Source organism: Acidobacteriota bacterium (genome assembly GCA_016184105.1).
Lineage (GTDB): Bacteria > Acidobacteriota > Vicinamibacteria > Vicinamibacterales > 2-12-FULL-66-21 > JACPDI01.
The window spans coordinates 23,520-47,133 of record JACPDI010000027.1 but is presented as its reverse complement, the minus strand read 5'-3'; the positions used below and the strand labels follow the sequence as shown (position 1 = coordinate 47,133).

At 68.4% G+C, this 23,614-nt stretch carries 16 protein-coding genes; 10 read left to right on the top strand and 6 right to left on the bottom strand.

Features of this window, described 5'->3' with window-relative positions; genetic code table 11:
• Window positions 1–91 precede the first annotated feature (91 nt).
• Window positions 92–1,168 (bottom strand): LacI family DNA-binding transcriptional regulator, encoded by a 1,077-nt coding sequence (locus HYU53_09875; GenBank protein ID MBI2221501.1) that lies wholly within the window; start codon window positions 1,166–1,168, stop codon window positions 92–94.
• Window positions 1,169–1,464: 296 nt separating this feature from the next.
• On the opposite strand from HYU53_09875, the gene HYU53_09870 reads away from it, so the two are divergent.
• From HYU53_09870 to HYU53_09855, 4 genes are all read left to right on the top strand, one after another.
• Window positions 1,465–4,644 (top strand): TonB-dependent receptor, encoded by a 3,180-nt coding sequence (locus HYU53_09870; GenBank protein ID MBI2221500.1) that lies wholly within the window; start codon window positions 1,465–1,467, stop codon window positions 4,642–4,644.
• Window positions 4,645–4,775: 131 nt separating this feature from the next.
• Window positions 4,776–5,822, top strand: coding sequence for a UDP-glucose--hexose-1-phosphate uridylyltransferase (locus HYU53_09865; protein MBI2221499.1), 1,047 nt, complete (start codon window positions 4,776–4,778; stop codon window positions 5,820–5,822).
• 120 nt (window positions 5,823–5,942) lie between these two features.
• Window positions 5,943–7,139 carry a galactokinase gene (galK, locus tag HYU53_09860; GenBank protein MBI2221498.1) on the top strand — a complete coding sequence of 399 codons (1,197 nt, stop codon included), beginning with the start codon at window positions 5,943–5,945 and terminating at the stop codon, window positions 7,137–7,139.
• A gap of 4 nt (window positions 7,140–7,143) precedes the next feature.
• The gene (locus tag HYU53_09855; protein ID MBI2221497.1) at window positions 7,144–8,817 is read left to right on the top strand and encodes a sodium:solute symporter family protein; all 1,674 of its coding nucleotides are present in this window, start codon (window positions 7,144–7,146) and stop codon (window positions 8,815–8,817) included.
• Window positions 8,818–8,856: 39 nt separating this feature from the next.
• On the opposite strand, the gene HYU53_09850 is transcribed toward HYU53_09855, so the two are convergent.
• Complete coding sequence (locus HYU53_09850) at window positions 8,857–9,951, bottom strand: galactose mutarotase (GenBank protein MBI2221496.1); 1,095 nt, start codon at window positions 9,949–9,951, stop codon at window positions 8,857–8,859.
• A gap of 110 nt (window positions 9,952–10,061) precedes the next feature.
• On the bottom strand, window positions 10,062–11,159 hold the full coding sequence (locus HYU53_09845; protein ID MBI2221495.1) for a glycoside hydrolase family 27 protein: 1,098 nt from the start codon (window positions 11,157–11,159) through the stop codon (window positions 10,062–10,064).
• A gap of 162 nt (window positions 11,160–11,321) precedes the next feature.
• On the opposite strand from HYU53_09845, the gene HYU53_09840 reads away from it, so the two are divergent.
• On the top strand, window positions 11,322–13,649 hold the full coding sequence (locus HYU53_09840; GenBank protein MBI2221494.1) for a DUF2029 domain-containing protein: 2,328 nt from the start codon (window positions 11,322–11,324) through the stop codon (window positions 13,647–13,649).
• Between the two features lie 5 nt (window positions 13,650–13,654).
• On the opposite strand, the gene HYU53_09835 is transcribed toward HYU53_09840, so the two are convergent.
• On the bottom strand, window positions 13,655–15,508 hold the full coding sequence (locus tag HYU53_09835) for an ABC transporter ATP-binding protein (GenBank protein ID MBI2221493.1): 1,854 nt from the start codon (window positions 15,506–15,508) through the stop codon (window positions 13,655–13,657).
• Window positions 15,509–15,580: 72 nt separating this feature from the next.
• Between HYU53_09835 and HYU53_09830 the strand changes: the two genes are divergently transcribed.
• A complete protein-coding gene (locus HYU53_09830; protein MBI2221492.1) occupies window positions 15,581–17,083 on the top strand; it encodes a radical SAM protein in 1,503 nt (500 codons plus the stop codon).
• A 3-nt stretch (window positions 17,084–17,086) separates the two neighbouring features.
• Here the strand turns inward: HYU53_09830 and HYU53_09825 are convergent, their stop codons facing one another.
• Window positions 17,087–17,626 carry a hypothetical protein gene (locus tag HYU53_09825; protein MBI2221491.1) on the bottom strand — a complete coding sequence of 180 codons (540 nt, stop codon included), beginning with the start codon at window positions 17,624–17,626 and terminating at the stop codon, window positions 17,087–17,089.
• A 469-nt stretch (window positions 17,627–18,095) separates the two neighbouring features.
• On the opposite strand from HYU53_09825, the gene HYU53_09820 reads away from it, so the two are divergent.
• From HYU53_09820 to HYU53_09805, 4 genes are all read left to right on the top strand, one after another.
• Window positions 18,096–18,545 (top strand): YbaN family protein, encoded by a 450-nt coding sequence (locus tag HYU53_09820; protein ID MBI2221490.1) that lies wholly within the window; start codon window positions 18,096–18,098, stop codon window positions 18,543–18,545.
• The gene (locus HYU53_09815) at window positions 18,542–18,790 is read left to right on the top strand and encodes a M36 family metallopeptidase (GenBank protein ID MBI2221489.1); all 249 of its coding nucleotides are present in this window, start codon (window positions 18,542–18,544) and stop codon (window positions 18,788–18,790) included. Before HYU53_09820 ends, HYU53_09815 begins: the two co-directional genes overlap by 4 nt.
• A 100-nt stretch (window positions 18,791–18,890) precedes the next feature.
• Complete coding sequence (locus tag HYU53_09810; protein ID MBI2221488.1) at window positions 18,891–20,483, top strand: succinate-semialdehyde dehydrogenase (NADP(+)); 1,593 nt, start codon at window positions 18,891–18,893, stop codon at window positions 20,481–20,483.
• Between the two features lie 10 nt (window positions 20,484–20,493).
• Window positions 20,494–21,303 carry an SDR family oxidoreductase gene (locus HYU53_09805; GenBank protein ID MBI2221487.1) on the top strand — a complete coding sequence of 270 codons (810 nt, stop codon included), beginning with the start codon at window positions 20,494–20,496 and terminating at the stop codon, window positions 21,301–21,303.
• 32 nt (window positions 21,304–21,335) lie between these two features.
• On the opposite strand, the gene HYU53_09800 is transcribed toward HYU53_09805, so the two are convergent.
• Window positions 21,336–23,543 (bottom strand): FtsQ-type POTRA domain-containing protein, encoded by a 2,208-nt coding sequence (locus HYU53_09800; protein ID MBI2221486.1) that lies wholly within the window; start codon window positions 23,541–23,543, stop codon window positions 21,336–21,338.
• Between the last annotated feature and the right edge of the window lie 71 nt (window positions 23,544–23,614).

The window sequence follows — 23,614 nt, the reverse complement described above, 5'->3', positions numbered from 1 at the left end:
CCGTGTACGTTCACGTTAAGGCCACACCATCTTACGACAACAGCGCGGCGCGCGGGTAGCCCGGTCGCTGGCACCCGACGGCGGGCCTTTCCTACCCCAGTCGATCCAGGAACAGATCCAGATTGCTTCGCATCACCACGTGCGGTGCAATCTGCACCCTCGGCGGCGGGCACGTGCCGTACAGGAGGTACTGACACAGCGACTGCAGCGCAATGCGCCCCTGTGTCAGCGGCCGCTGGTAGAGCGTCGCCGCGACTTTTCCCGCGCGGATCCATTCGACCAGTTCCGGAAACAGATCCGTCGTCACAATCGTCAGGTTGTGCAGCCGCCGTTCCTGCTCGACCGCCTGGAGCACGGGCAGGGAGTTCGCGGTGCTGACGTAGATGCCCTTGAGCTCACGGTGAGTTCTGAGCACTTTGAGCGCGCGCCGGTATCCTTCGCGCGGGTCGTCGTGGGCTTCCACGACCGGCCCGAGGTGCAGCGGCGATTCGGCCGCCTTCAGGCTGGTCTCGAAGCCACGGAGCTTCTCCGCATGGTCCTGCGTGCCCAGCCACCCGGTGAAAAATGCGACGCGGCCCGCGCCGGACGCGAATCGCGCGAGCAGCTCGCCGGCGACGGCGCCGACCGTGTAGGGATCCGATGAGACCGATGTGAGCCGCTGCGTCTCCGGCGCGTCGGTGACGACGCAGACCACCGGGACGTCGCGGCGGGCTGCTCTGCGGATGCAGGAGCGCAGCGCCGCCGGATTGCCCGGGGCGATGATGAGGCCGTTGGTGCCCTCACGCAGCGCCTGCTCGAACAGCGGCACGTCTCCCTCGCCGAGGCGCGGGTAGCTGCGGAACTCGACGTGCAGCGCCGGCGCGAACAGCGCGGCAGCCTCGCCAATCCCGGCGCGCAGCGAACTCCAGAAGGCCGCGATCTCCTGCGGCAGGTGTACGGAGACGAGGATGTGCTTTCGTGACTTCAGGTATCGCGCCGCGAGGTTCGGCCGGTACCCGAGCGACTCCGCCATCCGCAGGACGCGCGCGCGCGTCAGCGGGTTGATGCCCGGTTTCGCGTGGAGCGCGCGGTCGACGGTTCCGATGGACACGCCGAGCGCCTTCGCAATGTCCTTGATGCCGACCGGCGGGCGCGGCGTCGTCGCGGTGTGTCGGAGGTCGGAAGTCATCTGTCCGCGCGAGCCTTCAGCACCTGCTGCGATGGAGTTTCAGGCGCGCGATGCGGACGGCCACGGCCTGGCATCATACGCCATTCCGGACGCTGCTTGACCGTGGTGCCGCGGATGCGGTAGCGTATGCCGCGTTCCGTGAACGTTCACGGTAACGCAGTGAAACCGCCGGAACTAGGGTTTTCCAGGCGCATATTTCCCCCTCGCTTGCGGGCCGCGCGGCGCGCCTCCCCTCGCGGTCCTTCGCTCTCGCTGCCGGCCCCTCAGCGGGCCGGCGTGTTGGAAGGAGTTCCGCCATGATGTCTGCAGTCCACCGACAGTGCCGCGGGCTCGTGCGTGCGAGCGCGATCGCGATCGCCTGCGTCACGCTCGGAGTCATCACCGCTCCGGCGGGCGCCCAGCAGCAGCTGGGCGCCATCCAGGGCACGGTAACCGACCGATCCGGTGCGGTCGTGCCCGGGGTCACCGTGACCGTTCGCAATCTCGCCACCGGAGTGACGATCACGGCAACGTCAAACGACGTCGGCGTCTACCGGATGCCGAGCCTGGATCCGGGACGATACGAGGTGACCGCCGAGCTGACGGGGTTCCGCAAGATGGTGGAGCGGGACGTCACCGTCTCGGTCGGTGCCACGGTCGGGATGGACTTCCGGATGCAGCCCGGCGACCTGTCCGAGACGGTGGAGGTCGTCGGCCGCGTCGCGGACATCCAGACCGAGAAGGCCGAGCTCTCGGCGGTCGTGGAGATGGAGAAGATTGTCGATCTCCCGCTCGTCAGCCGGAACCCGCTCGCCCTGGCGGGCTTGCAGCCAGGCGTGGTGGGCATTCCCAGCACGGCCAGCCTGTTCGCCCCCGAGCAGGGGCTCGGCATCACCGCCAACGGCGTGCGCGAGAGCGGAAACAACACGTTTGTCGACGGCATCACGGTCAGCGGCAACCCGTGGGGCGGTTCGATGCTGATTGTGCCCAACGTCGAGGCGGTGCAGGAGTTTCAGATCATCGCGAACAACGCCTCGGCGGAATTCGGACGTAACGCCGGGGCCATCGTCAGCGTCATCACCAAAGGGGGGACCAACGAGCTGTCGGGAAGCGCGTTCGAGTTCAACCGCAGCGAGCGGTTGCGCTCGAAAAACATCTTCGAGACCGCCAAGCCCCCTTACAGCCGCAACGAGTTCGGCCTCAGCCTCGGAGGACCGATCCGCCGCGACCGGACCTTCTTCTTCTTCTCGTATGACGGGTTGCGGCAGGAAGGCGGCGGCGCCGCGCTCCGCACCGTCGAGACCGAACAGCTCGTGAACTGGGTCGCGACGAACCGGCCGAACTCCATCGCGGCGCAGCTGCTTCAGAGATACAAGCCGTCGATGTATCCAACCGGCGGGTTCCGCGATCTGGGCGGTCCCCTGCCGGGGGCGAACGTGTGGTCCACGATCCCGGACGGCGTCCCCGATGTCGGTACTGTTTCGCTGGCGCTGACGGCGAAGACGATCGGAGACCAGTTCAACTCACGGATCGACCAGGTGTTGCGCGCCGGCAGCGATCGGATTCGCGCGTCGTACTACGTGAACAAAATCAATACTCCGTTTGTGTACGTCCGGCCCCCGTTCGACCACGACTACCCGTTTCTCAACCAGCTCCTCGCGGCGAGTTACTCGCGCGTGTTGTCCAGCCGGACCCTGAACGAGTTGACGGTCGGGTGGGTGCGCCAGCATGGAGAGACCGGCGACCCGACGCCCGAAGCGCCGACCATCAGCATCGCGGGCCTGAGCTACGGGTTCGGCGTGCCTTTCTGGCAGCCGATTTCGTTTACCCAGAACAACCTCGAAGTTCGCGACGTCGTGACGCTGAGCCGCGGCACGCACAGCTTTCGCACCGGAGGCGAGTTCCGGTACACGAGGGATTTTGGTTTCCTGAATCTCTGGAGGCGTCCGACTTACAGGTTCCAGAGCATCCTCGATTTCGTCGACGATGAGCCGTTCTCCGAGACGCGGGCCGTGGACCCCGCGACGGGCCAGGCGGTCTCGAGTCCCGGGACGTTCATCACGAAGGAGTGGGGGCTGTTCTTCCAGGACAACTGGAAGCTCCGGCGGAATCTCACGCTCAACCTCGGCCTGCGCTACGACAATTTCGGCAACCCGCGGAAGAAGGAAGGTCCGTTCAACGGCATCATCCTCGGACCGGGCGGGAGCCTGCAGGAGCAGGTCGCGCGCGCGAAAGCCGGACTGGTGGATGCGATCTACAAGACCGACTGGAACAATGTCGCACCCCGTGTCGGCATCGCCTGGGATCCTGCGGGAGATGCGGAGCTCGTCGTGCGTGGCGGCGCCGGGGTGTCGTACAATCGCATCAACAACACGGCGTTCAGCGACGAGCGGCTGAACCCGCCGTTGTTCGCGGCGGCGACCACCAGCATTCAGACGCCGTCGGTTCCGATCGTCTACACGCTGGGGCCGAGCTATTCGCCGAATCCCGCGCTCGGCAGGGGGCTCGACGAGAACGGCGGGATCCGCGGCGCGCGGGTCGAACTGCGCGCGATCGACCCGGCGATCACGATCCCCTACGTGTACAACTGGTTCGCGGGCGTGCAGCGGCAGCTCGGATGGAGCGTTGTTCTCGACGTGAGCTATGTCGGGTCGGCGAGCCGGAACCTGCTGGGCAGCGACGCGCCGACGAGCACGGACGTCAACCGCGTCGCGGGCGACGTGCTGGATGGCGTGCTCGATCGCCTCAACCGGAGCTTCGGGAGGATCGACATCACGGCGAACCGCATCGATGCGAGCTATCACGGCCTGGCCGCCCAGGTGAGCCGCCGCTACAGGCGGGGATTCGCCTTTCAGGCGGCATATACCGTGGGGAAGGCGACCGACTACGGCGGAGATCCCGAGGCACTGACCGATCCCGGGCGCGAGAAAGGACCTGCCGACTACGACATCCGCCACTCGTTCAAGTGGAACGCGGTCTGGGAGATCCCGTTCCGCTCGAACGCCAGGGCGCTGCGTGCCCTGCTCGGCGGCTGGCAAATCAACACGGTGACCGTCTACCAGTCCGGCAGCCCGTTCAACGTGACGTGTGGCTACGCTTACCCCCGGTGCGACTTCAATGCGGATGGCCAGTCGGGGGAGCGCGTCAACCTGACGAGCGCCGATCTCGGCAGTCCCTCGCAAGCACAGTGGCTGTCCGGGGTTCTGACAACGGCGGATTACACGCTGCCGGCCCAGGGAACGCTCGCGACGGTCGGGCGCAACGCGCTGCGCGGGCCGTCGTACTTCAACACGGACCTGTCGCTGTTCAAGAACGTTCGCCTGCCATGGGGCGAGCGCACGCCGACCGTGCAGCTCCGGCTGGAGGCCTTTAACGTCTTCAACAAGGCGCACCTGAACAACCCCGTCAGCGGGATCGAGGACGGAAACTTCGGCAAGGTGGTGTCGCTGGGCCGCGACGCACGTGTCATCCAGCTCGGGGCGAGATTCTTCTTCTAGTCCCGTCCGCCGGCCGGCGCGCCCACGAACGGGCGCGCCGCGCGGCGGATCTTCGGACGGACTGGCTGGCCGACCGATGAGGCACTCGTTCGAGGAGTCGATGTACATCGTTCCGTTGACCCGAGCGCGCGATGCGCGCGGCTGAATCTCCCTTTCCACATCGCCGCTACAATCCGCTGCTCGATGAGTGGGTGTTGGTGTCGCCGCAGCGCCTCGCACGGCCCTGGCAGGGGCAGGTCGAGTCCGGGAGCGATGAGGACCTTCCGCAGCACGACGCCCGCTGCTATCTTTGCCCCGGCAACGAGCGGGTCGGCGGGCAGCGGAACCCCGCCTACAGCGGCACGTTCGCCTTCGACAACGATTTTCCTGCGCTGCTGCCTGCGGCCCCCGGCGGGCCGCCGAGCCGTCGGCTGTTGGTATCGACCCCTGAGCGCGGGCGGTGTCGCGTCGTCTGTTTTTCGCCGCGGCACGACGTCACGATCGCAATGATGGATCGCCCCGCCATTCGAGCCATCGTCGATCGCTGGGCGGAGGAGTGTGCGGCGCTTGCGGCCGGCGGGCCGTTCGCCTATGTGCTGCCGTTCGAGAACAAGGGGGCGATGATGGGGTGCAGCAATCCGCATCCGCATGGCCAGATCTGGGCGACCGAACACGTGCCGACCATGGCTGCCAGGAAAGACAGGATGCAGCGGGCGTATTTCGCCGCGCACGGCAGTGACCTCGTCGGCGACTATCTCGCTGAGGAACTCCGAAGCGGAGATCGGATCGTGTGCGCCAACAGTGCCTGGGTGGCGCTCGTGCCTTTCTGGGCGGTGTGGCCGTTTGAGGCCATGGTGGTGCCGCGGCGTCACGTGCGAGATCTGCCGTCGTTGACCGACGCCGAGCGCGACGCGCTGGCGGATGCCCTGAAGCGTCTCACGGTCCGCTACGACAACCTGTTCACCTCTTCGTGTCCCTACTCGATGGCCTGGCACGCTGAGCCGGCCCATGGCGAGCCTCACCCGTACTGGCGGCTGCACGCGATCTATCAGCCGCCGCTGTTGCGATCGGCGAACATCCGCAAATTCCTGGTCGGATACGAGCTCGCCGGTGAGCCCCAGCGGGATCTCACGCCGGAAGAGGCCGCGGCCCGGCTGCGCGAGTCTTCAGAGCGTCACTATCGCCATGACGATCGCTGACCTGCACCGTGGAACGGGAGCGCGCGCCGCACACCTTCGGCGCGCTCGACCTCCATCTGATCCGGCCGCCTCCGGCGGCTCGCGTCGTGACGACGCCGATCGCGAACGGCCGGTTCGCCGATGACGCAGCGCAATGCCCCGGCACCAGCGCTGGCGAAAGCGGCCTGCGCGCGGTTCAGCGACCGGTTCTGCGCCGCGCCCGCCCGCGTCTGCTTCGCGCCGGGCCGGGTGAACCTGATCGGCGAGCACACCGACTACAACGAGGGGTTCGTCCTGCCGATGGCGATCGATCGCGGCATCGCGGTGGCAGCCGCGCCGCGCCGCGATGGCGTCATCCGGGCGCACAGCCCGGCGTTCGGCGAAACGCGCGAGGCGGCGCTCGACGCCCTTGGTCCAGCGCGCCAGCTCGGATGGTTTACCTACGTCGCCGGCGTGGCGTGGGCGATGCGCGAGGCAGGATACGTCGTCGCGGGCGCCGATCTCGCCATCGAATCTGATCTGCCGTCCGGCTCCGGACTCTCTTCGTCGGCGGCGCTCGAGGTCGCCTGCGCCCGGGCGCTCACGGATCTCGCTGGGGAGCGGTGGGACCCGGTCGCGGCGGCGGGCCTCTGCCGGCGCGCCGAGAACGAGTTCGTCGGCGTTGCGTGCGGCATCATGGACCAGTTCGCGTCCGCCCTGTCGCGTCCGGGCGAGGCGCTCCTGCTCGACTGCCGCTCGCTCGAGAGCACAGGAGTGAGGGTGCCGCCCACCGCGGTCTTTGCCGTGCTCGACACCGCCGTGCCGCGGGCGCTGGCGGCCAGCGCGTACAACGATCGACGCGCCGCCTGCGAGGCGGCCATCGTCGCGATTCAACGGGTCGCTCCGGCGGTCCGTGCGCTGCGCGACGTCGATCGCGCGCTGCTCGCGTCGGCCGGAGATGGCCTTGACCCGATCGTCCGCCGGCGCGCGCAGCACGTGGTGGACGAAAACCTCCGGCCGGGCGCGATGGCTGCCGCGCTGCGCGAAAGAGACCTCGCGGCGGCGGGGCGCCTGATAGACGCGTCGCACGAGAGCCTGCGCACGCTCTACGATGTGTCCTCTCCCCATCTCGACGCGATCGTCCGCATCGCGCGGCGGCAGCCCGGGTGCGCCGGCGCGCGGATGACGGGCGCGGGCTTCGGCGGGTGCGCCGTCGCGCTGTTGCACCGCGACGCGGCCGGCGGATTCTCCGACGCCGTGCGGGACGCGTATCGCGCCGAAACCGGCCGTCCCGGCCAGGTGTTCCTCGTGTCCCCCGCCGGCGGCGCGCGCATGATGGCGTGCACCACAGGAGCGTAACGGCATGCGTGTTTCGACAATCGATTACGTCATCATCGCGATGTACTTTGCCTGCGTGCTCGGGATCGGCGTCCTCCTCAGGAAACGCATGCGGAAGAGCACCGACTTCCTGCTGGCGGGCCGATCCATCCCGGCGTGGGCCGCCGGGCTGGCGTTCATCGCCGCCAACCTCGGCGCGCAGGAAGTGATCGGGATGGCGGCGAGCGGCGCCAAGTACGGCTGGCTGACCAGCCATTTCTACTGGGTCGGCGCGATCCCCGCGATGGCGTTCGTCGCCATCTTCATGATGCCCTTCTACTACGGCTCGCGCGCCCGCAGCGTGCCGGAATACCTGAAGCTGCGGTTCGATGAAAACACCCGCACGTTCAACGCGCTGTCGTTCGCGGTGATGACCGTGCTCTCGTCCGGCATCAGCATGTTCGCGATGGCGAAGCTGCTCAACCTGCTCCTCGGGTGGGACATGACGGCGAGCATTCTCCTCTCGGCCGCGGTCGTCCTCGGCTACATCGTCCTGGGCGGGCTGACGAGCGCGATCTACAACGAGGTGCTGCAGTTCTTTCTCATCCTGATCGGATTCGCGCCGCTCGTCTGGATGGGCCTGCGCGACGTGGGCGGCTGGAGCGGCATGCGCGCGCGGCTGCCTGACGGCTTCACGCACGTCTGGTCGAACCTCGGGAGCGCGACGGCCAACCCGATGGGGATCGAATGGTTCGGCATCGTGATGGGACTGGGGTTCGTGCTGTCGTTCGGCTACTGGTGCACGGACTTCCTCGTCGTGCAGCGGGCGATGGCCGCCGACTCGATGAACGCGGCCCAGCGGACGCCGCTCATCGGCGCGATCCCGAAGATGCTGTTCCCGTTCGTCGTGATCTTGCCAGGCCTGATCGCGATGGCGCTGACGCTCTCACCGCCTGCCGGATCACCGCCGCTGCTGCCGATGCTTCCGGACGGGACGCCCGATTACAACATGGCGATCCCGTCGATGCTGGCGCGCTACTACCCGGCCGGGCTCCTCGGCCTCGGCCTGACAGCGCTCATGGCCAGCTTCATGTCGGGCATGGCGGGCAACGTGACGGCGTTCAACACCGTGTGGACCTACGATCTGTACCAGGGGCACATCAACCCCGGCGCGCCCGACCAGCATTACCTGCGGATGGCGCGCGCCGCGACGGTGGCCGGCATCGCGCTGAGCGTCGCGACGGCTTACATCGCGATGCGCTTCAACAACATCATGGACATGCTGCAGCTGGTCTTCAGCTTCGTGAACGCGCCGCTCCTTGCGACATTTCTCCTCGGGATGTTCTGGCGTCGCGCCACCGGCCATGGCGCGTTCTGGGGGCTCGTGGGGGGCACGCTGGCGGCGCTGCTGCACTACCAGCTCACCTCCGTCGCCGGCGCGGCGGCATCGCTGCTGCCCAAGCTCGCAGCGTGGCACGCCTATCCATCGGACATGGCGCAGAACTTCTGGGGCGCGATCTGGGCGTGTGCGGCGTGCTTCGTGCTGACGGTGGCCATCAGCCTCGTCACGCGCGCGCCGGATCCCGCGTCATTGAAGGGGCTCGTGTACGGGTTGACGCCGATGCCGGAGCACGGACACGAGCCGTGGCACCGCCGGCCCGCGGTGCTCGCGGTCGTGGTGCTGGCGGTCACGATCGGTCTGAATATCGCCTTCTGGTGACAAGGGCCCGACGGAGCCGGGACAGTGAGGCGGCTGCCGCTACTCGACGCCGAACGCGAACACCGTCCGCGACACGTACTCTTCGCCCGGCCGCAGCACCGTGGACGGAAAGCTCGCCCGGGTCGGCGAGTCGGGGAAGTGCTGTGTCTCGAGGCAGAAGCCGAACCGCCGCTTGTACGCGCGCCCCTCCTTGCCCGTGATGCTTCCGTCCAGGAAGTTGCCCGCGTAGAACTGCAGCCCCGGCTCGGTGGTCGCGATCGTCAGCGTCCGCCCGCTCGAAGGCTCGGTGACGCGCACGGCGCGTTGCAGCCCGCTCCCCGTTCGATTCAGCACCCAGTTGTGATCGTAACCGGGGCCGACTTTGATCTGCGGGTGATCCGCGTCGATGCGCGCGCCGATCGCGACCGGCTGGCGGAAATCGAAAGGCGTGCCCGCCACCGGCGTGAGCTCGCCGCTCGGAATCAGGGTCGGATCGACCGGGGTGTACCGGTCGGCGTTGATCTGCACCTGGTGACCGAGGATGTCGCGGCTGCCCTGGCCCGCGAGGTTGAAGTAGCTGTGCTGCGTCAGGTTGACGATCGTCGGCTTGTCGGTCGTCGCCTGGTAATCGACCGCCAGCTCGTTGCGATCGTTCAGCGTGTAGGTGACACGGACGGTGAGCGTGCCTGGGTATCCTTCTTCACCGTCGGGGCTCGTGCGGGTGAACACAACCCCCGCCGCCTGGCCGTTCTGGAATGGGTCTCCTTTCCAGAGCGTCTTGTCGAACCCCTTCACGCCGCCGTGCAGGTGGTTCGGTCCGTTGTTGATCGCCAGGCTGAACGCCTCGCCGTCGAGCGTGAAGCGCCCCTTCGCGATGCGGTTGCCGTACCGGCCGATGATGGCGCCGAAATACGCGTCGTTCTTCTTCTCGTAGTCGGCCACGGTGTCGAAGCCGAGCACCACGTCGTCCAGCCGGCCCTCGCGGTCGGGCACGCGCAGAGACAGGATGATGCCGCCGTACGTCATCGCGCGGACCTCGACTCCGGAGGCGTTGGTGATCGTGAACACTTCGACGGCGGAGCCATCAGCCAACGTGCCGAAACGGACGCGCGAGACCGCCGGTCCCTCGGGGGGAGATGCGTGAGCCGTCGTCATGGCGACGACCACACAGGTTATCATCTGGCGCATGCGCGCAATGTTCGTCATCGGGGTTCTCCTGCCGGCCACCCATGCGCCGCGGCCATCAGCGCGGCATCGGTAGCCCGCTAGCCGACTCGGATCATGACGACGTCATGTGCGGCGACCGGCGCCGCGAAGGTGCCGGTGACCGCCCCGAGGTCTTTCTTCTGCCAGAGATCGCGCACCGGCCTGGCCGCGTCGAACGGCAGGCCAAGCTCCTGCCACGAGACGGCGACCGTTGCGTTCGTCTCGCCGCGGTTGAACAGAATCACGGCGTAAGCGCCCCCGTCCAGCGGCTTCGACCACACTTCCAGATCGCCGTCGTCCCGGACCTTGCGTCCCTGGCGGCCGAGCGGATCCTGGTTGACCGCGATGGCGTCGCGATTGAGCAGGATCTCGCGCACCTCCGGCGTCATCTGCCGCACGTCGTTTCCCGCCATGAGCGGCGAGGCGAGCAGCGTCCAGAAGCTGAAGTGCGCGCGGTTCTCGGCGATGCTGAGGCCGGGATTGCCCACCTGCAACATATCGGGGTCGTTCCACCCGCCAGGCCCGGCGTACTTTTCGAGCCCGGTCTGCCTGTCGAGGATCCGGACCCAACCGTGCCCGCCCCACGATTCCGTGCAGTCCCAGCAGGGCAGGATGTCGCCGGTGGTGCGCCACAGGTGTGCCACGCCGCGCGCCCAGGTGGCGGGCTGGCTTCGTCCCCACTCGCACATGCTGAACACGATCGGCCGGCCGGTGGCCCGCAGCGCGTCCCGCATCGTCGTGTAGGCGATCCTCGGGTCCACGCCGTCGGTGCTGCACCAGTCGTATTTCAGGTAGTCCACGCCCCAGGCGGCGTACTGTCGTGCGTCTTCGGTTTCGTATCCATTGCTGCCCGGCCGCCCCTGGCAGGTCTTCGAGCCGGCGTCGGAGTAGAGGCCGAACTTCAGGCCTTTCGAATGCACGTAATCGGCCAGCGCCTTCATGCCCGAGGGAAACCGCTTCGGGTCGGCCACGATGAGGCCGGACGCGTCGCGTGACACCTGCCAGCAGTCGTCGATCACGACATAGAGATAGCCGGCCTCCCTCATGCCGCTTGCGACAATCGCGTCGGCCGTCTCTCGAATCAGCGTCTCGCTGACATCGCACTGGAACCGGTTCCAGCTGTTCCAGCCCATTGGCGGCGTGCGCGCGAGATCCATCCATGCACGGCGCGATTCCGGAGCGGGCTGTTGGGCGGCGGCCGGCGGCGCAGCGGTCACCAGGACGAGCAGGGCGGGAGCGATATGACAGGGTGAGGTCCGCACGGCGCGATCATACGCTGGTAATACGGAGCTGATGCATTAGACTTACCGGCCTTGGGTATGCGGGATTACAGGGTCTGGACAACCGGGCTCCCCCTTGCGGGGTTGGCGGACGCGCTGCCGCACCGCTCGTTCATCGTGCGCGCCAGCGCGAAGGCCGAGGCGTGGGCGGTGCCTGCGCTCCTCGTCCTGTTCCTGTTCCTGCACGCCGCCTGGTTCGTCGACGCGCCCGGCGACCTCGACGCGTTCAATTTCGCGCTTGGCGTTCGACGCTTCGACGTGGCGGCGCACCAGCCGCATCCCCCGGGCGCACCTGTTTACATCGTTGCCGGCAAGGCGGCGACATGGCTCTGGCGGTCGCTGGGAATGCCCGTTCACCCTCTGGCGGGACCGGAAGCGCCGGCGCTCGGGCTGCTGTCGATGGTTACCGGCGCGCTTTCCATCGTTCTGCTGTGGCGCCTCATACGGCGGGCCGGCGGTGGTGGCTCCGCGCGGGCGCGATGCGTCACGCTGGTCGTCGCCTCCGCGCCCCTGCTCTGGATGCTGGCTGCCTGCCCCCTCAGCGATGTACCGGGATTATTCATGATTCTGGGCGCGTACCTGTTGATGGCGCGAGGCCAGATCACCGCCGCGTCGATCGTGGCGGGGATCGCGGTGGGCGTGCGTGTGCAGACCGCGCTGCTCACGGTTCCCGCTCTCCTCGTTGTCGCGCTGCGGACGCGATCGCGGAGGGAGGCCGCCGTCGCGTGCGGCTCGTTCGGCGCCGGCGTCGCGCTCTGGCTGGTGCCGCTTCTTGCCAGCGTGGGGCCGCGCAAGTACTGGATCGCGCTGACGGAACAGACGCGACACGACTGGTCGAACCCGATGATGCTTGCCGCGGCGCCGTCCGCCCGGCAGACGCTGGAGAGCCTCGGCAATACGTTCGTGAGGCCATGGGGAAGCCCGGCTCTCGCAGCGGTGATCCTCGCCGCCGCCGTCTATGGCGCCGTCCGGCTGCTGCGCGCGTCGCCTCGCCGCGCGTTGGGCCTGGCAATCTGTGCGGTTCCCTACCTGCTGTTTCACCTCATCTTCCAGGAGACGGCCACCACCCGATATGCCCTCCCCGTGATTGTCTCCGTGGCGTACCTCGTCGGTGTAAGCGTCGAGGCGGTACCGCGCGTGTGGCGGGAAGCGGTTGTTCTGTTACTGGCCTGTGCGAGTCTCTTGGTCTCCGCGCAAGGTCTGAGTGCCTACGCCCGCGATGGTGCGCCGGCCATGAGAGTCCTCAGCGACATGCACCAGCGCGCGAGCGAAGCCCGGCCCGCATTCGTCACCGGACATCGCAATCTGCTTCGCATTCACGAGATTCTGCCGTCCCCGCCGCCCTGGCACATGGTCTGGTCAAGGGCGCGCCGCGCGCGGCGCGCGCTGGTGGAACACTGGGCGCGCGGCAACAGCACGCCCGTCTGGTTCCTTGCGAATCCGCAGCGGACTGACCTCGCCCTGTTCGACCGGCGATCCCAGAGCGTACTCGGGGCGTACGAGCTGGACGTGCGGGCCGCCCGCATGCTCGGAGGCCTGCGGCCGCGGGCCGTGAGGTGGCTCGAGCTGCGGCCGCCCGCGTGGATTGCGGTCCAGGGATTCGCCCTCACGCCTGAGATCAACGACATGTCGGAGCGCCGTCGAGAAGGCCCGTCCTGGAACGGCGCGATCGCGCTGATTCGGCGGGTCCCCAAAGGAGCCGTGCTCGCAGTGGCGGGCCGGCACGTTGGCCCGGCGAGCGACCCTCCGGTGCGTGTCGTGATCGAGGTGGACGGCCGTCCTGCGCGCACCCTGTTCGCCAATGCGCGGGAACGTCACTATCGTGCTCTCGTCCACCTGCGGCCCGACCAGCTGGCGGGGAACGGCCCGTATGCCACGGTCAGCATCCGCAGCGCGCCGGACACCGCGACGGATCAATTCATTCCAGTCACCGTGGAGCACTTCGACTACCAGCCGGATGACGGCACGCTGTTTACCTTTGCGTCAGGATGGCACGAGCCGGAACTCGACCGCCGCACGGGACGCACATGGCGGTGGGCCAGCCGCCGCGCGACGATGCTCGTCCATCGGCGCCCCGGCACAGAGATCGAGTTCGAGCTGTCGGGGAGTACGCCTCGGGCGCGGCACGCCGACACGGCGGAGATCCAACTGGTATCGGGCAACCGGGTGCTCGCTCGACTCTCGGGAGGACTGCAGTTCTCGCGGCGCGTCGTCGTTCCCAGCGATGTTTCCCAGTCGTGCGACATTGAGGTCGCGATCGAGTCCGCGTCCTGGTTCGTGCCCTACGAAACGGGCGAAAGCGCCGATCAACGCGAGCTTGCGGTTCAGGTCTTTCACGTCGAGACGGGTCCTTCGAAGGACAGGTAGGCTCGCTACAGCGCCCGGTCCGGCCGGAGCGTGTCCGGCAGCGCCACCGGTTCCGGCTCCGGCGTGAAATCCTCCCCCGGGTTGATGAATCGATCCGTCTCCAGGCTGTACTGCTTGTCGTACAACGTGCGGTAGCGCCCGCCGAGCGCGAGGAGCTCCGCGTGGGTGCCGCGCTCGACGATCTCGCCGTGCTCGAGCACGAGGATCTGATCGGCGCTTCGGATGGTGGACAGCCGGTGCGCGATGACGAACGTCGTGCGCCCCTTGCGCAGCGACCGGAGGCCGTCCTGGATCATCGCCTCGCTCTCGCTGTCGAGGCTTGACGTCGCCTCGTCGAGCACCAGGATCCGCGGGTCGGCGAGGATCGCGCGCGCGATCGCCACGCGCTGCCGCTGCCCGCCCGACAGCTTCACGCCGCGCTCGCCGACCACCGTGTCGTACTTCTTCTCGAAGCCATCCACGAACTCGTCGACGTGCGCGATGCGGCTGACGTCCCGCACCTGTTCCGGCGTCGCGTCGGGACGGCCGTAGCGGATGTTCTCAGCGATCGTCCCGTCGAAGAGGAAGTTATCCTGCAGCACGACGCCGAGCTGCGCGCGGTAGTCGCGCAGCCGCACGTCGACCAGATCGCGCCCGTCCACGAGCACGCGCCCGGAGAGCGGGCGATTGAACGCCATGACCAGGCTGATGAGCGTGCTCTTCCCCGACCCGCTCGACCCGACGAGCGCGGTCGTCGTCCCGGCGGGCGCGTGGAAGCTCACGCGTTTCAGCACGGGCGCCCCCGCGGTGTACTCGAAGCTCACGTCGCCAAACACCACGTCCCCGTCGATCGCGCCGAACGGCGCTCGCCGGCTGTCCTGGTCGCTCTCAGTGGGCATCCGCAGGATCTCGCGGATGCGGTCGAGCCCCGCGAACGCCTCGCTGATCTGCGTGCCGATCGACGCGATCTGCACCACCGGCGCGGCCATCAGGCCGGTGAGAAAGATGTAAAAGAGGAAATCGCCGAGCGTCATGTGCCCGTCGAGAATCGACCGCCCGCCGATGACGATGAGCAGCACGCCGATGATGCCGACGACGATGCTGGAAAAGGCGGTGATCGCCGAGACGCCGGTGATCGACCTCGCGATGTTGCGGAACAGGCGGTGCACCCCTCTCGTGAACACCAGTTCCTCGCGCTTCTCCGCCGTATACGTCTTGACGATGCGGATGCCGCCGAGCGTTTCGTTGAGGCGCCCGGTGACCTCCGCGTTGATCTTGCCGCGCTCGCGGAAGAGCGGCCGCAGCCGCTTGAACGCGATCGCCATCGCGCCGCCGAACGCGCCGAGCGCGACGAGCGTCACCGCCGTGAGCCACCAGTTCAAATAGAAGAGGATCGCCAGCGCGATCGCCGCGGTGACGACGCTGCCCGTGAGCTGGACCAGGCCGGTGCCGACCAGGTTCCGGATGCCTTCGGCGTCCGTCATGATGCGCGAGATGAGGACACCCGCCTGCGTGGAGTCGAAGTACGCCACCGGCAGCCGCGCGACGTGCGCCTCGACGCGCCGGCGCATGTCGGTGATGGCGCGCTGCGCGGCCACGCCGAGCACCTGCGAGTTGCCAAACGAGGTCACCGCCTGGACGATGGTCGCGCCGCCCGCCGCGAGGGCCAGCGGAACCAGCAGCTCGCGCCGTCCGCGCCCGATCACGTCGTCGATCAGGAACTTGGAGGTGGCGGGCAGGACGAAGCCCGACACGCGGTTGATGAGCATCAGCACGAGGCCGACCGCGAGGCGCCCGCGCCGGGCCCAGACGAGCGCGCGGGCCTCTTCCCACGCGCCCCGCGTGATGTTCGCCGCACGTTTCGGCTCGGATCCGGCCATTTTCATTAGGATGCCCCTGAATCGCTCATTGTCTCAGGTTCGCACGCGGCAAGGGGGAGTATCATTTCCTGCATGACGGTGCACCTCATCAACCCCAGCCACGTGGCGTTCGGCATCGGCGTCATCACACCCAGATGGCTGTACGTCCTGGCTGCCGCGACCCCCGCGGACTACGGCGTGCCGCGTTTGACGGATGAAACGCTGGAGCCGCTGGACCTGTCCACGGTTGCCGCCGGCGACGTCGTGGGCATCGGGATCCACACCGGGAACGCGCTCCGGGGCTACGAGGTGGGCACCGCGGCCCGGGCGGCGGGCGCCACCGTGGTCTTCGGCGGCATCCACGCCACGCTGTATCCGGAAGAGGCCTTTTCGCTGGGCGGCGCGCACGCGGTCGTGAGCGGCGATGGCGACCGCATCTGGCCCGTGGTGCTCGCCGATGCCGCAGCCGGGACGTTGAAGCGCACCTACGAGGGCGGCAAGATCGAATCCGACGCGTTCCTCCCGGGCCGCTGGGACCTTCTGCCGAAGGGACGCTACATGTGGGCCTCGGTGCAGACGGTACGCGGCTGCCCGAAGCACTGCTCGTTCTGCTCGGTGTGGCGCACCGACGGGCAGAAGCCGCGGCAGCGGCGCGTGGACGCGCTCATCGGCGAGATCGTGGATCTCAGGCGCCGCGGGTTCCGCTTCATCGCGCTCGCCGACGACAACTTCTATCCCGTGACGCTCGAGGACCTGCGGATGGCGAAGCGCCGCGCCGATTCGTCGCAGTTCGAGCGGCTCCAGGCGCTCCGCGAGGAGCGCTTCGAGTTCATGCGGCAGCTCGCGCGCCTTCCGGAAGACACGGTGTTCTTCACGCAGATCACGATGGAGGCGGCCGAGGATCCCGAGTTTCTCGAGGCCATGCACCGCGCGCGCATCCGCGGCGCATTGGTCGGCGTGGAGTCGGTCACCGCCGAGGGCCTGAAAGACGTCTACAAGGGGTTCAACGACAGCGGCGAAGCGCTCGTCGAGAAGCTGCGCCAGTTCAAGCGCCACGGCGTGCACGTGCTCGGCTCCTTCATTTTCGGGCTGCCGAGCGATCGGCCTGAGACCTTCGACATGACCCTCTCGGTCGCGCAGCGCGCCGACGTGACGTTCGCGCAGTTCGTGATGCTCACGCCGTTCCCCGGCACCCTGGACTTCGCGGCATGGGAAAAGACGATGGCGGAGTCCGCCGAGCAGATCGGCGGCGTGCCCGTCACGCGGCACTGGCTCATCCCGCAGGCCATCCGCACGAAGGTCTACATCAAGCACCCGATCATGAGCCCCGAGGAAATCCGCCGGCGCACGCAGGAGGTGTGGGACCGGTTTTACAGCATTCGCAGCATCTGGTCCCGCTCGGGCGCCGTCACCTCGATCAAGGGGCGGATCGCGTTCGTGCTCATTTCGAAGATCTATCGCCAGATGTACGCGAATACCGGCATCGCCACCGACAGCGCGCGCGTCACGCGTTCGGTGCGCTGGGTGCGGCTGATGGCACGCCCGTGCCGCCGCATTTTCGCGGGAAAGCCGATGCCGTCGCTGCAGATCGGCTAGCGGTCAGTCCTCGACCGCCGAGGGGACAGGGAAGGGACGGACGCGGTGGCGTCCGTCGCCGAGCAACACCCGCGAGACCAGGCCCCGCGAAGCGCGCCGATCCGGCCGGGCCATCCCCTCGCGCGCGTCCGCCAGGGTCACCACCGCGGGAATCGTCCTCCCACCCGCGAGAAGAGCAGGCAGCGGCGCCTTTCGCGGCGCGCGCGCGCGCGAGGCCTTGCGTACCGGCGCTCGTCTCTTCAGTTCCGGCCCGGGGATCGTCGTCGCGCCCGCGATCTGCGGCGGCGCCGGCGGCGCGATGGATTTCGCCATCGTGCCGGCCGGCAAGGACAGCTCGCGCTCGACCGTTTCGTCGCCGACGAGCAGCAGCGGCATCAGCAGGAACGTGCAGGTCGCGACCGCGGCGAGGGCAAATCCCGCCAGCTCGCGCTTCTGGTGGGACTCCAGGTCCGAGAACCGCACGCGCGGCGCCGCGTCGTCATCGGCGCCGCTGCCACGGTGACAGGCCGCACTGGCCAGCCAATCCTCGGAGTGGACGGTCACGCGTTCGCCAGTGTCAAAAGCCGCGCCACCAGCCCGGCCGTCACGGGCCCGCGCAACTCGTTACAGCAGTGCTGGTTCTGGATGCGGTGTGAAATGCCGTAAACCGTCGAAACTCATACGGACAGACGATTCGCGGGAGGTTTTTACATCTTTCCCGGGATTTCACACCGCAGGCCGGCCTTCGCGCGGGCGCCGGACGCGCCGCCACAGCACCCAGGCGGTGGATGCGGCCGCGGGCCACAACCGTCTCCGCATCCACCAGGGCTTTCCGGCGTCGTACTTCCGACGCCCTCCGCGGCGCGACGCGCGGCGATCGCGCTGCGCGTGGTCCCTCCGCTCCTGGGTCGCCATCGCTTCGTCCACCGGGAGGGGCGCTCCGCTCGCCCGTCCGGCGTGGGAGCAAGCGCGGTACCGCGGTGCGATCCGTCGAGCTTGAGCTCGGCCGTCGGGTCCGCTTTAATGGAGCGTGATGTCGCGGGTGCGCCGGTGGCTGCTGGTCGCTGCGGGGGTGATCTCGGCGGGTCTCGGCGCCCTGGGAGCCGTGCTTCCCGGGCTCCCGACAACAATCTTCCTTCTCCTCGCGTCGTATTGTTTCGCGCGCAGCTGTCCGTGGCTCGAACAGCGGCTGCTGCGCAACCGGCTGTTCGCGCCCTACATGGCGTTCATCGACGGCGGCCGGCCCCTTCCCCGCAAAGCCAAGGCGACGGCGATCGCGAGCGTGTGGATTGCCGTCAGCATCAGCCTGACGCTCCTGTACTCGGGTGGCAGCCTGGAACCGTGGTTCGCGATGGTCGTGGGTCTCGCGGCAGTCGTGGGGACGCTTGCCATCTCCACCGACGCGGCCACGCGCATGCTTCGCGCGCCGGATCGCCGCTATCCTGCCGCAGGCTCCAGGGTTCAGGATGTTCCTGAACCCTGAAGCCTGAACGCGTCGAGCGTTGTCGATCCAGGCACCCCGAGCGGCGATGGCGCTTCACCCGTCGGTTCGAGCGACGGAACGGGATCCCCGCGGCTGACAGCGCGCTGACGGGCGGCAGGCATCAGTGCGAAATCTGGCGGGGGTGTGCCAAGCGCGGCCTGGGCGCGAGCGCCAGCCAGGGTGACCCGAACAACCACAGCGATGACGGCTGCATCTTCATTCCGTCCATGGGGAGGGGATTCTAGCGGCGCGCGCCGCGTACAGCACGGCAATTTTATGAAGCTCATCTGTTGCGGTCCGGATGGGCTTCGGGCGTAAGCTACACGTGAGGAACGCCGCCGAGACATGACACCAGCGATTCAGACGGACGCGACGGAGCGGTTCTCGGCCAGGATCGATCGCGCGCTGCTCGATGGGCTGGCGGCACGAGTGCTCACCGAGGCGCCGCGCGCCGAAGAGGCCGTCACCCTGCCGTTCACCAACGGCCTGCTGGGCGTCGTGCCGCGCTGTACTCCCGCTGACGTCGGTGCCGCCGCCCGGCGCGCGCGGAGCGCGCAGCCCGCGTGGGCCGCGGTGCCTGCCCGCGATCGGGCCGCGGTGCTCCTCCGCTTTCACGACCTGGTCCTCGCCCGTCGCGAAGAAATCCTCGATCTGATCCAGCTCGAGAGCGGGAAGGCGCGGCGCGACGCGCTGGAGGAAGTGCTCGACACCGCAAACGTCGCGCGCTACTACGGACACGTCGCGCCCGGACTGCTCCGGCCGCGGCGCCGTCAGGGCGCGTTCCCCCTGGTCACACGGGCGTGGGAGCACCATCCGCCGCGTGGCGTCGCGGGTTTCATCGCGCCGTGGAACTACCCGCTCACGCTCGGCATCACCGACGCGCTTCCCGCGCTGGCGGCCGGCAACGCGGTCCTGATCAAGCCGGATCTCAAGACGCCGTTCTCCGCGCTCTGGGCGGTAGCCCTGCTCGAGAAGGCCCGACTGCCCTCCGGCGTCGCCCAGGTCGTCACCGGCGAAGGCGCGGCGCTGGGGCCGCGGCTCATCGAGGAAATCGACTTCCTGATGTTCACGGGCAGCACGGCGACGGGCCGGATCGTCGCGCGGCAGGCCGCCGGGCGCTTGATCGAGTCGTCAATGGAGCTGGGAGGCAAGAACGCGATGATCGTGCTGGACGACGCCGATCTGAAAAGAGTCGTCCCCGGCGCGGTGACCGCGTGCTTCTCGAACAGCGGGCAGCTCTGCATCTCGATCGAGCGGCTTTACGTCCACGAGCGCATCTACGACGTGTTCGTGCCGCGGTTCGTCGAAGCGACGAACGCGCTGAGACTCGGCACCGGCCTCGACGATGGTTCCGCCGACATGGGATCGCTCGTCTCGCGCAAGCAGCTCGACGCCGTGGCGCGCCACGTCGACCAGGCCGTGGCGCTTGGGGCGCGCGTGCTGGCCGGCGGCCGCGCGCGGCCTGACATCGGTCCGTACTTCTACGAGCCGACGATCCTCGAGAACGTCACGGCGGACATGGCCGTCTGCGGCGAAGAGACCTTCGGCCCCGTCGTCTCGCTGTGTCGAGTTGCGACCGAAGACGAAGCCATCGAACGCGCGAATGCGAGCCCGTTCGGATTGAACTTCAGCGTGTGGACGCGCGACACGCGGCGCGGGCGCCGGATCGCGACGCGCCTCCAGGCAGGGACCGTCAACATCAACGAGGGGTACGGGGCTGCCTGGGGATCGATGGGCGCGCCGATGGGCGGCTTCAAGGGCTCCGGGCTTGGCCGCAGGCACGGCGAGCAGGGATTGCTGAAATACACCGAGGCGCAGACGGTCGCCGTCCAGCGCCTGCTCCCGATCGCGGCGCCACCGTTCATGCGGCAGCACACGTACGAGCGCGTCATGGTGCTCGCCATGAGGGTGTTGAAGCGGTTGCCGTGGGTGCAGTAAGGGGAGTGCGATGACCGAGTTCGCGGGGCAGACGGTTCTCATCACCGGTGCCGCCAGCGGCCTGGGACGGCAGCTCGCGCGCGGCGCCGCCGGGGCGGGCGCCGCCGTCGTGCTGTGGGATATCAACGAGCAGGGCATGAGCGCGGTCGCGCGGGAACTGCGCGCCGAGAGCGCGTCGTGGGTGCACTCGCGCGTGGTGGACGTTTCGGACCGCACGGCGGTCTACACGGCCGCGGCCGCGCTGTCGGCCGTGTACCGCCCGATTGACATCCTCATCAACAACGCGGGCATCGTCACCGGAAGGCCGCTGCTCGAGATTCCGGACGATCGCATCCAGGCCACCTTTGCCGTCAACACCCTCGCGCTGTACTGGACGACCAAGGCGTTTCTGCCGGAGATGATCCGGCGCGGCCGCGGGCACATCGTGACCATCGCGTCCGCCGCGGGGCTCATCGGCGTGGCCCGGCAGTCCGACTATTCCGCGAGCAAGCACGCGGCGGTGGGTTTCGACGAGTCGCTGCGATCCGAGCTTCGTCGAACGGCGCCGTTCGTGCAGACGACCGTGGTCTGCCCGTACTACATCGATACCGGCATGTTCGCCGGCGTGACGTCGCGGTTTCCCCTGCTGCTGCCGATCCTGCAGGAGCAGAAAGTGGCGGACCGCGTCCTGCGCGCGATTCGGCGCGACGAGCGCCGGGTCCTGATGCCCCCGCTCGTCCGCCTGCTGCCCGCCCTGCGGCTGCTCCCGGCTCCGCTCTTCGACCGCGTGGCCGATCTGTTCGGCATCCACTCGGGGATGGACGGGTTCAGGGGGCGCTGAGGTGTGAAAGTCCCGCGTTCTGCGGTGGAAAATCAGAACGCGAAGCCGGACGACAGGTGCACGCGCGTGCCGCCGCCGTCGAAGCCGCGCGCGAGATCCAGGTTCAATTTCAGCACGGAGGCGATCATGAACACGCCGGCGCCCGCGCCGGCGTGCCACGGCACGTCGCCGAGGCGCACGCCGCGGTCGGTGGCCTTTGCCGCGTCGGCGAACACCGTGATACCGAAACGCGCGCCGCGAATGACCGACGTCAGGGGCACACGCAGCTCGGCGGATGTCACGAGCACCCGATCGCCATCGAACGCGCCGGCCCGGAAGCCCCGCAGGGTGGACGATCCCCCGAGCAGCAGGCGTTCGTACGGAGGCAGCGCCGCGTCGCTCGTGTAGTACTGCGCCCGCCCCGCGGCGACGGCCTGGCCGATCGTGCGCAGGTATCCACGCGCCTCGGCGGAGTAGCGGTTGATGCGCGGCCGATCGCTCACGTGGAGGGCGGTCCACCCGCCGCTCACGTAAACGGCGTTGGCGGGAAAGGCGGGGTCGCCGCGCGTGTCGAGCGCCGCCATCGTGCCGGCGGTCCATTGGCGATCGTCCAGCGCCCCGAAATCCACGCGGCTTCTGGACGTATCGACGCCGACGCGCAGGACGTGCGCGAACCGCCGCTCGGCGCCGGCCCTGAGCTCGACGCGCTCGTCATCGATGCCGAACCGCGGATTTTCGCGATTCCACACAGCCACGCTCGACGTCACGCGCGTCAACGGCCCGCGACCGAACGTGCGCTCGAACTCGAGCGCAGCCCGCTTCGTGCCGCCCCAGGTGAGGGGTACCGAGAGGCGTTCGCCGGCGCCGAGCAGATCGACCGTGCTGACCCGCGCGCCGTACGTCAGGCCGTAGCCGTCGGCGTAGCTCACGATCGGCAGGAACATCGCCTGGCTGCGAAGCCGCCTGAACGGACCGAGCACGGGGCTGGGAGGCGAGGCGGCCGACCGGACGCCCGGCCGCTCGTGCACGATGAGCACCAGCGCCACGTCGGCGGGGTCGGCGAGCGATCGGTAGCGCTTGCGCACATCCACCGTTTCGAACAGCCGGCTCTCCTCCAGGCGCTTCCGAACGTGTGCGACCGTGTCGGCTTCGATCGGCGCTCCCGCGTTGACCCGCGCGATCGCGAGAACGTCCGCGTCGGTCACGAACACGTTGCCGTGCACGCGCACCTCCCGAATGATTTCGGGGGCGCCCGTCGCGGGTTGCTCGTCTACGATACAGGGACCGTGGGGGCCGCGTTCCTCGCGGACCTGCACAAGTGCGGGCCCGGGCGGAGCATCAGGAACCTCGGGGACTTTTGGCGGCGTGGGGACCCTGATCTTGGAGGTGACCTCCGCCTCGCGGTACTTGGAAAAGGCGCGCCCGAGCGCGACGTCGAAGGAGCCGTTCGCGAGCGTCAGGCCGGCATGGATGCTGATCTCCCGAGGCAGCCAGACGCCGGCGAACGGCTGGCCCATCGTCATCGACGCGCGGATCTCGTCCACGCGCACGAGCCACGCGCCCGGCAGGAAATCGAGCCAGACGTTGTCGAACGTGTACTTGACGATCTGGTGTTCCCGCGGATCGATCCACAGCGTCACGAGCGCGGTCTTGTTCATCCGCCGCTCGATCTCGTGCTCGTCGTCACCGTCTTTGAACAGGTGCGTGGGGTAATACTCGACCCGCAGGACCTCGTGGCCTTCGAGCGTTTCCCGCCCGGCAAGCAGGTAGTGGCCCGGCTCGAACGTGAAGTCCATGAAATACGCTTCAGAGACGAACCGCGGCTCGGTCGGCACGGCGCCGGGGCCCAGGTCGACGCCGGTCACCGTGACTTCGCGTTTCGCGTCGCGTTCCGCGCGGCGCTTCTCGCGGCGGATCCAGTCGCGCTCGTACTCGTCACGCGCGGCCTCGCCGACGGCAACGCCGTCGAATCGGACCGGGCTGCGCACGTGCCGGCCGTCGCGGACATACCAGGTGTACTCGCGCCTCGTCCGCCAGAGCGGCGCGCGGCCCGGCCCGAGGACCTGAAACGATTCGACTTCGTCGAGCACGTAATCGTTGAGCGTCTTCCGGTTCACCTCGCGCCGCGCGAGCACCTGCTCCATGAACCGGTCGAGGTCGTTCGACGGCGCCGGTTGTGCCTGCGCCCCGAGCGTGGAGAGGGCAATCGCGACGGCGGCACACGCGAGACGCGTGCGGGCATGGAAGATCGAAAGCGACACTGGACCTCCGGGGCAGGCAGGCCGACCATGAATTAGACGGCCAGGCCGGCGCCGCGGTTCGACGGAGGGTC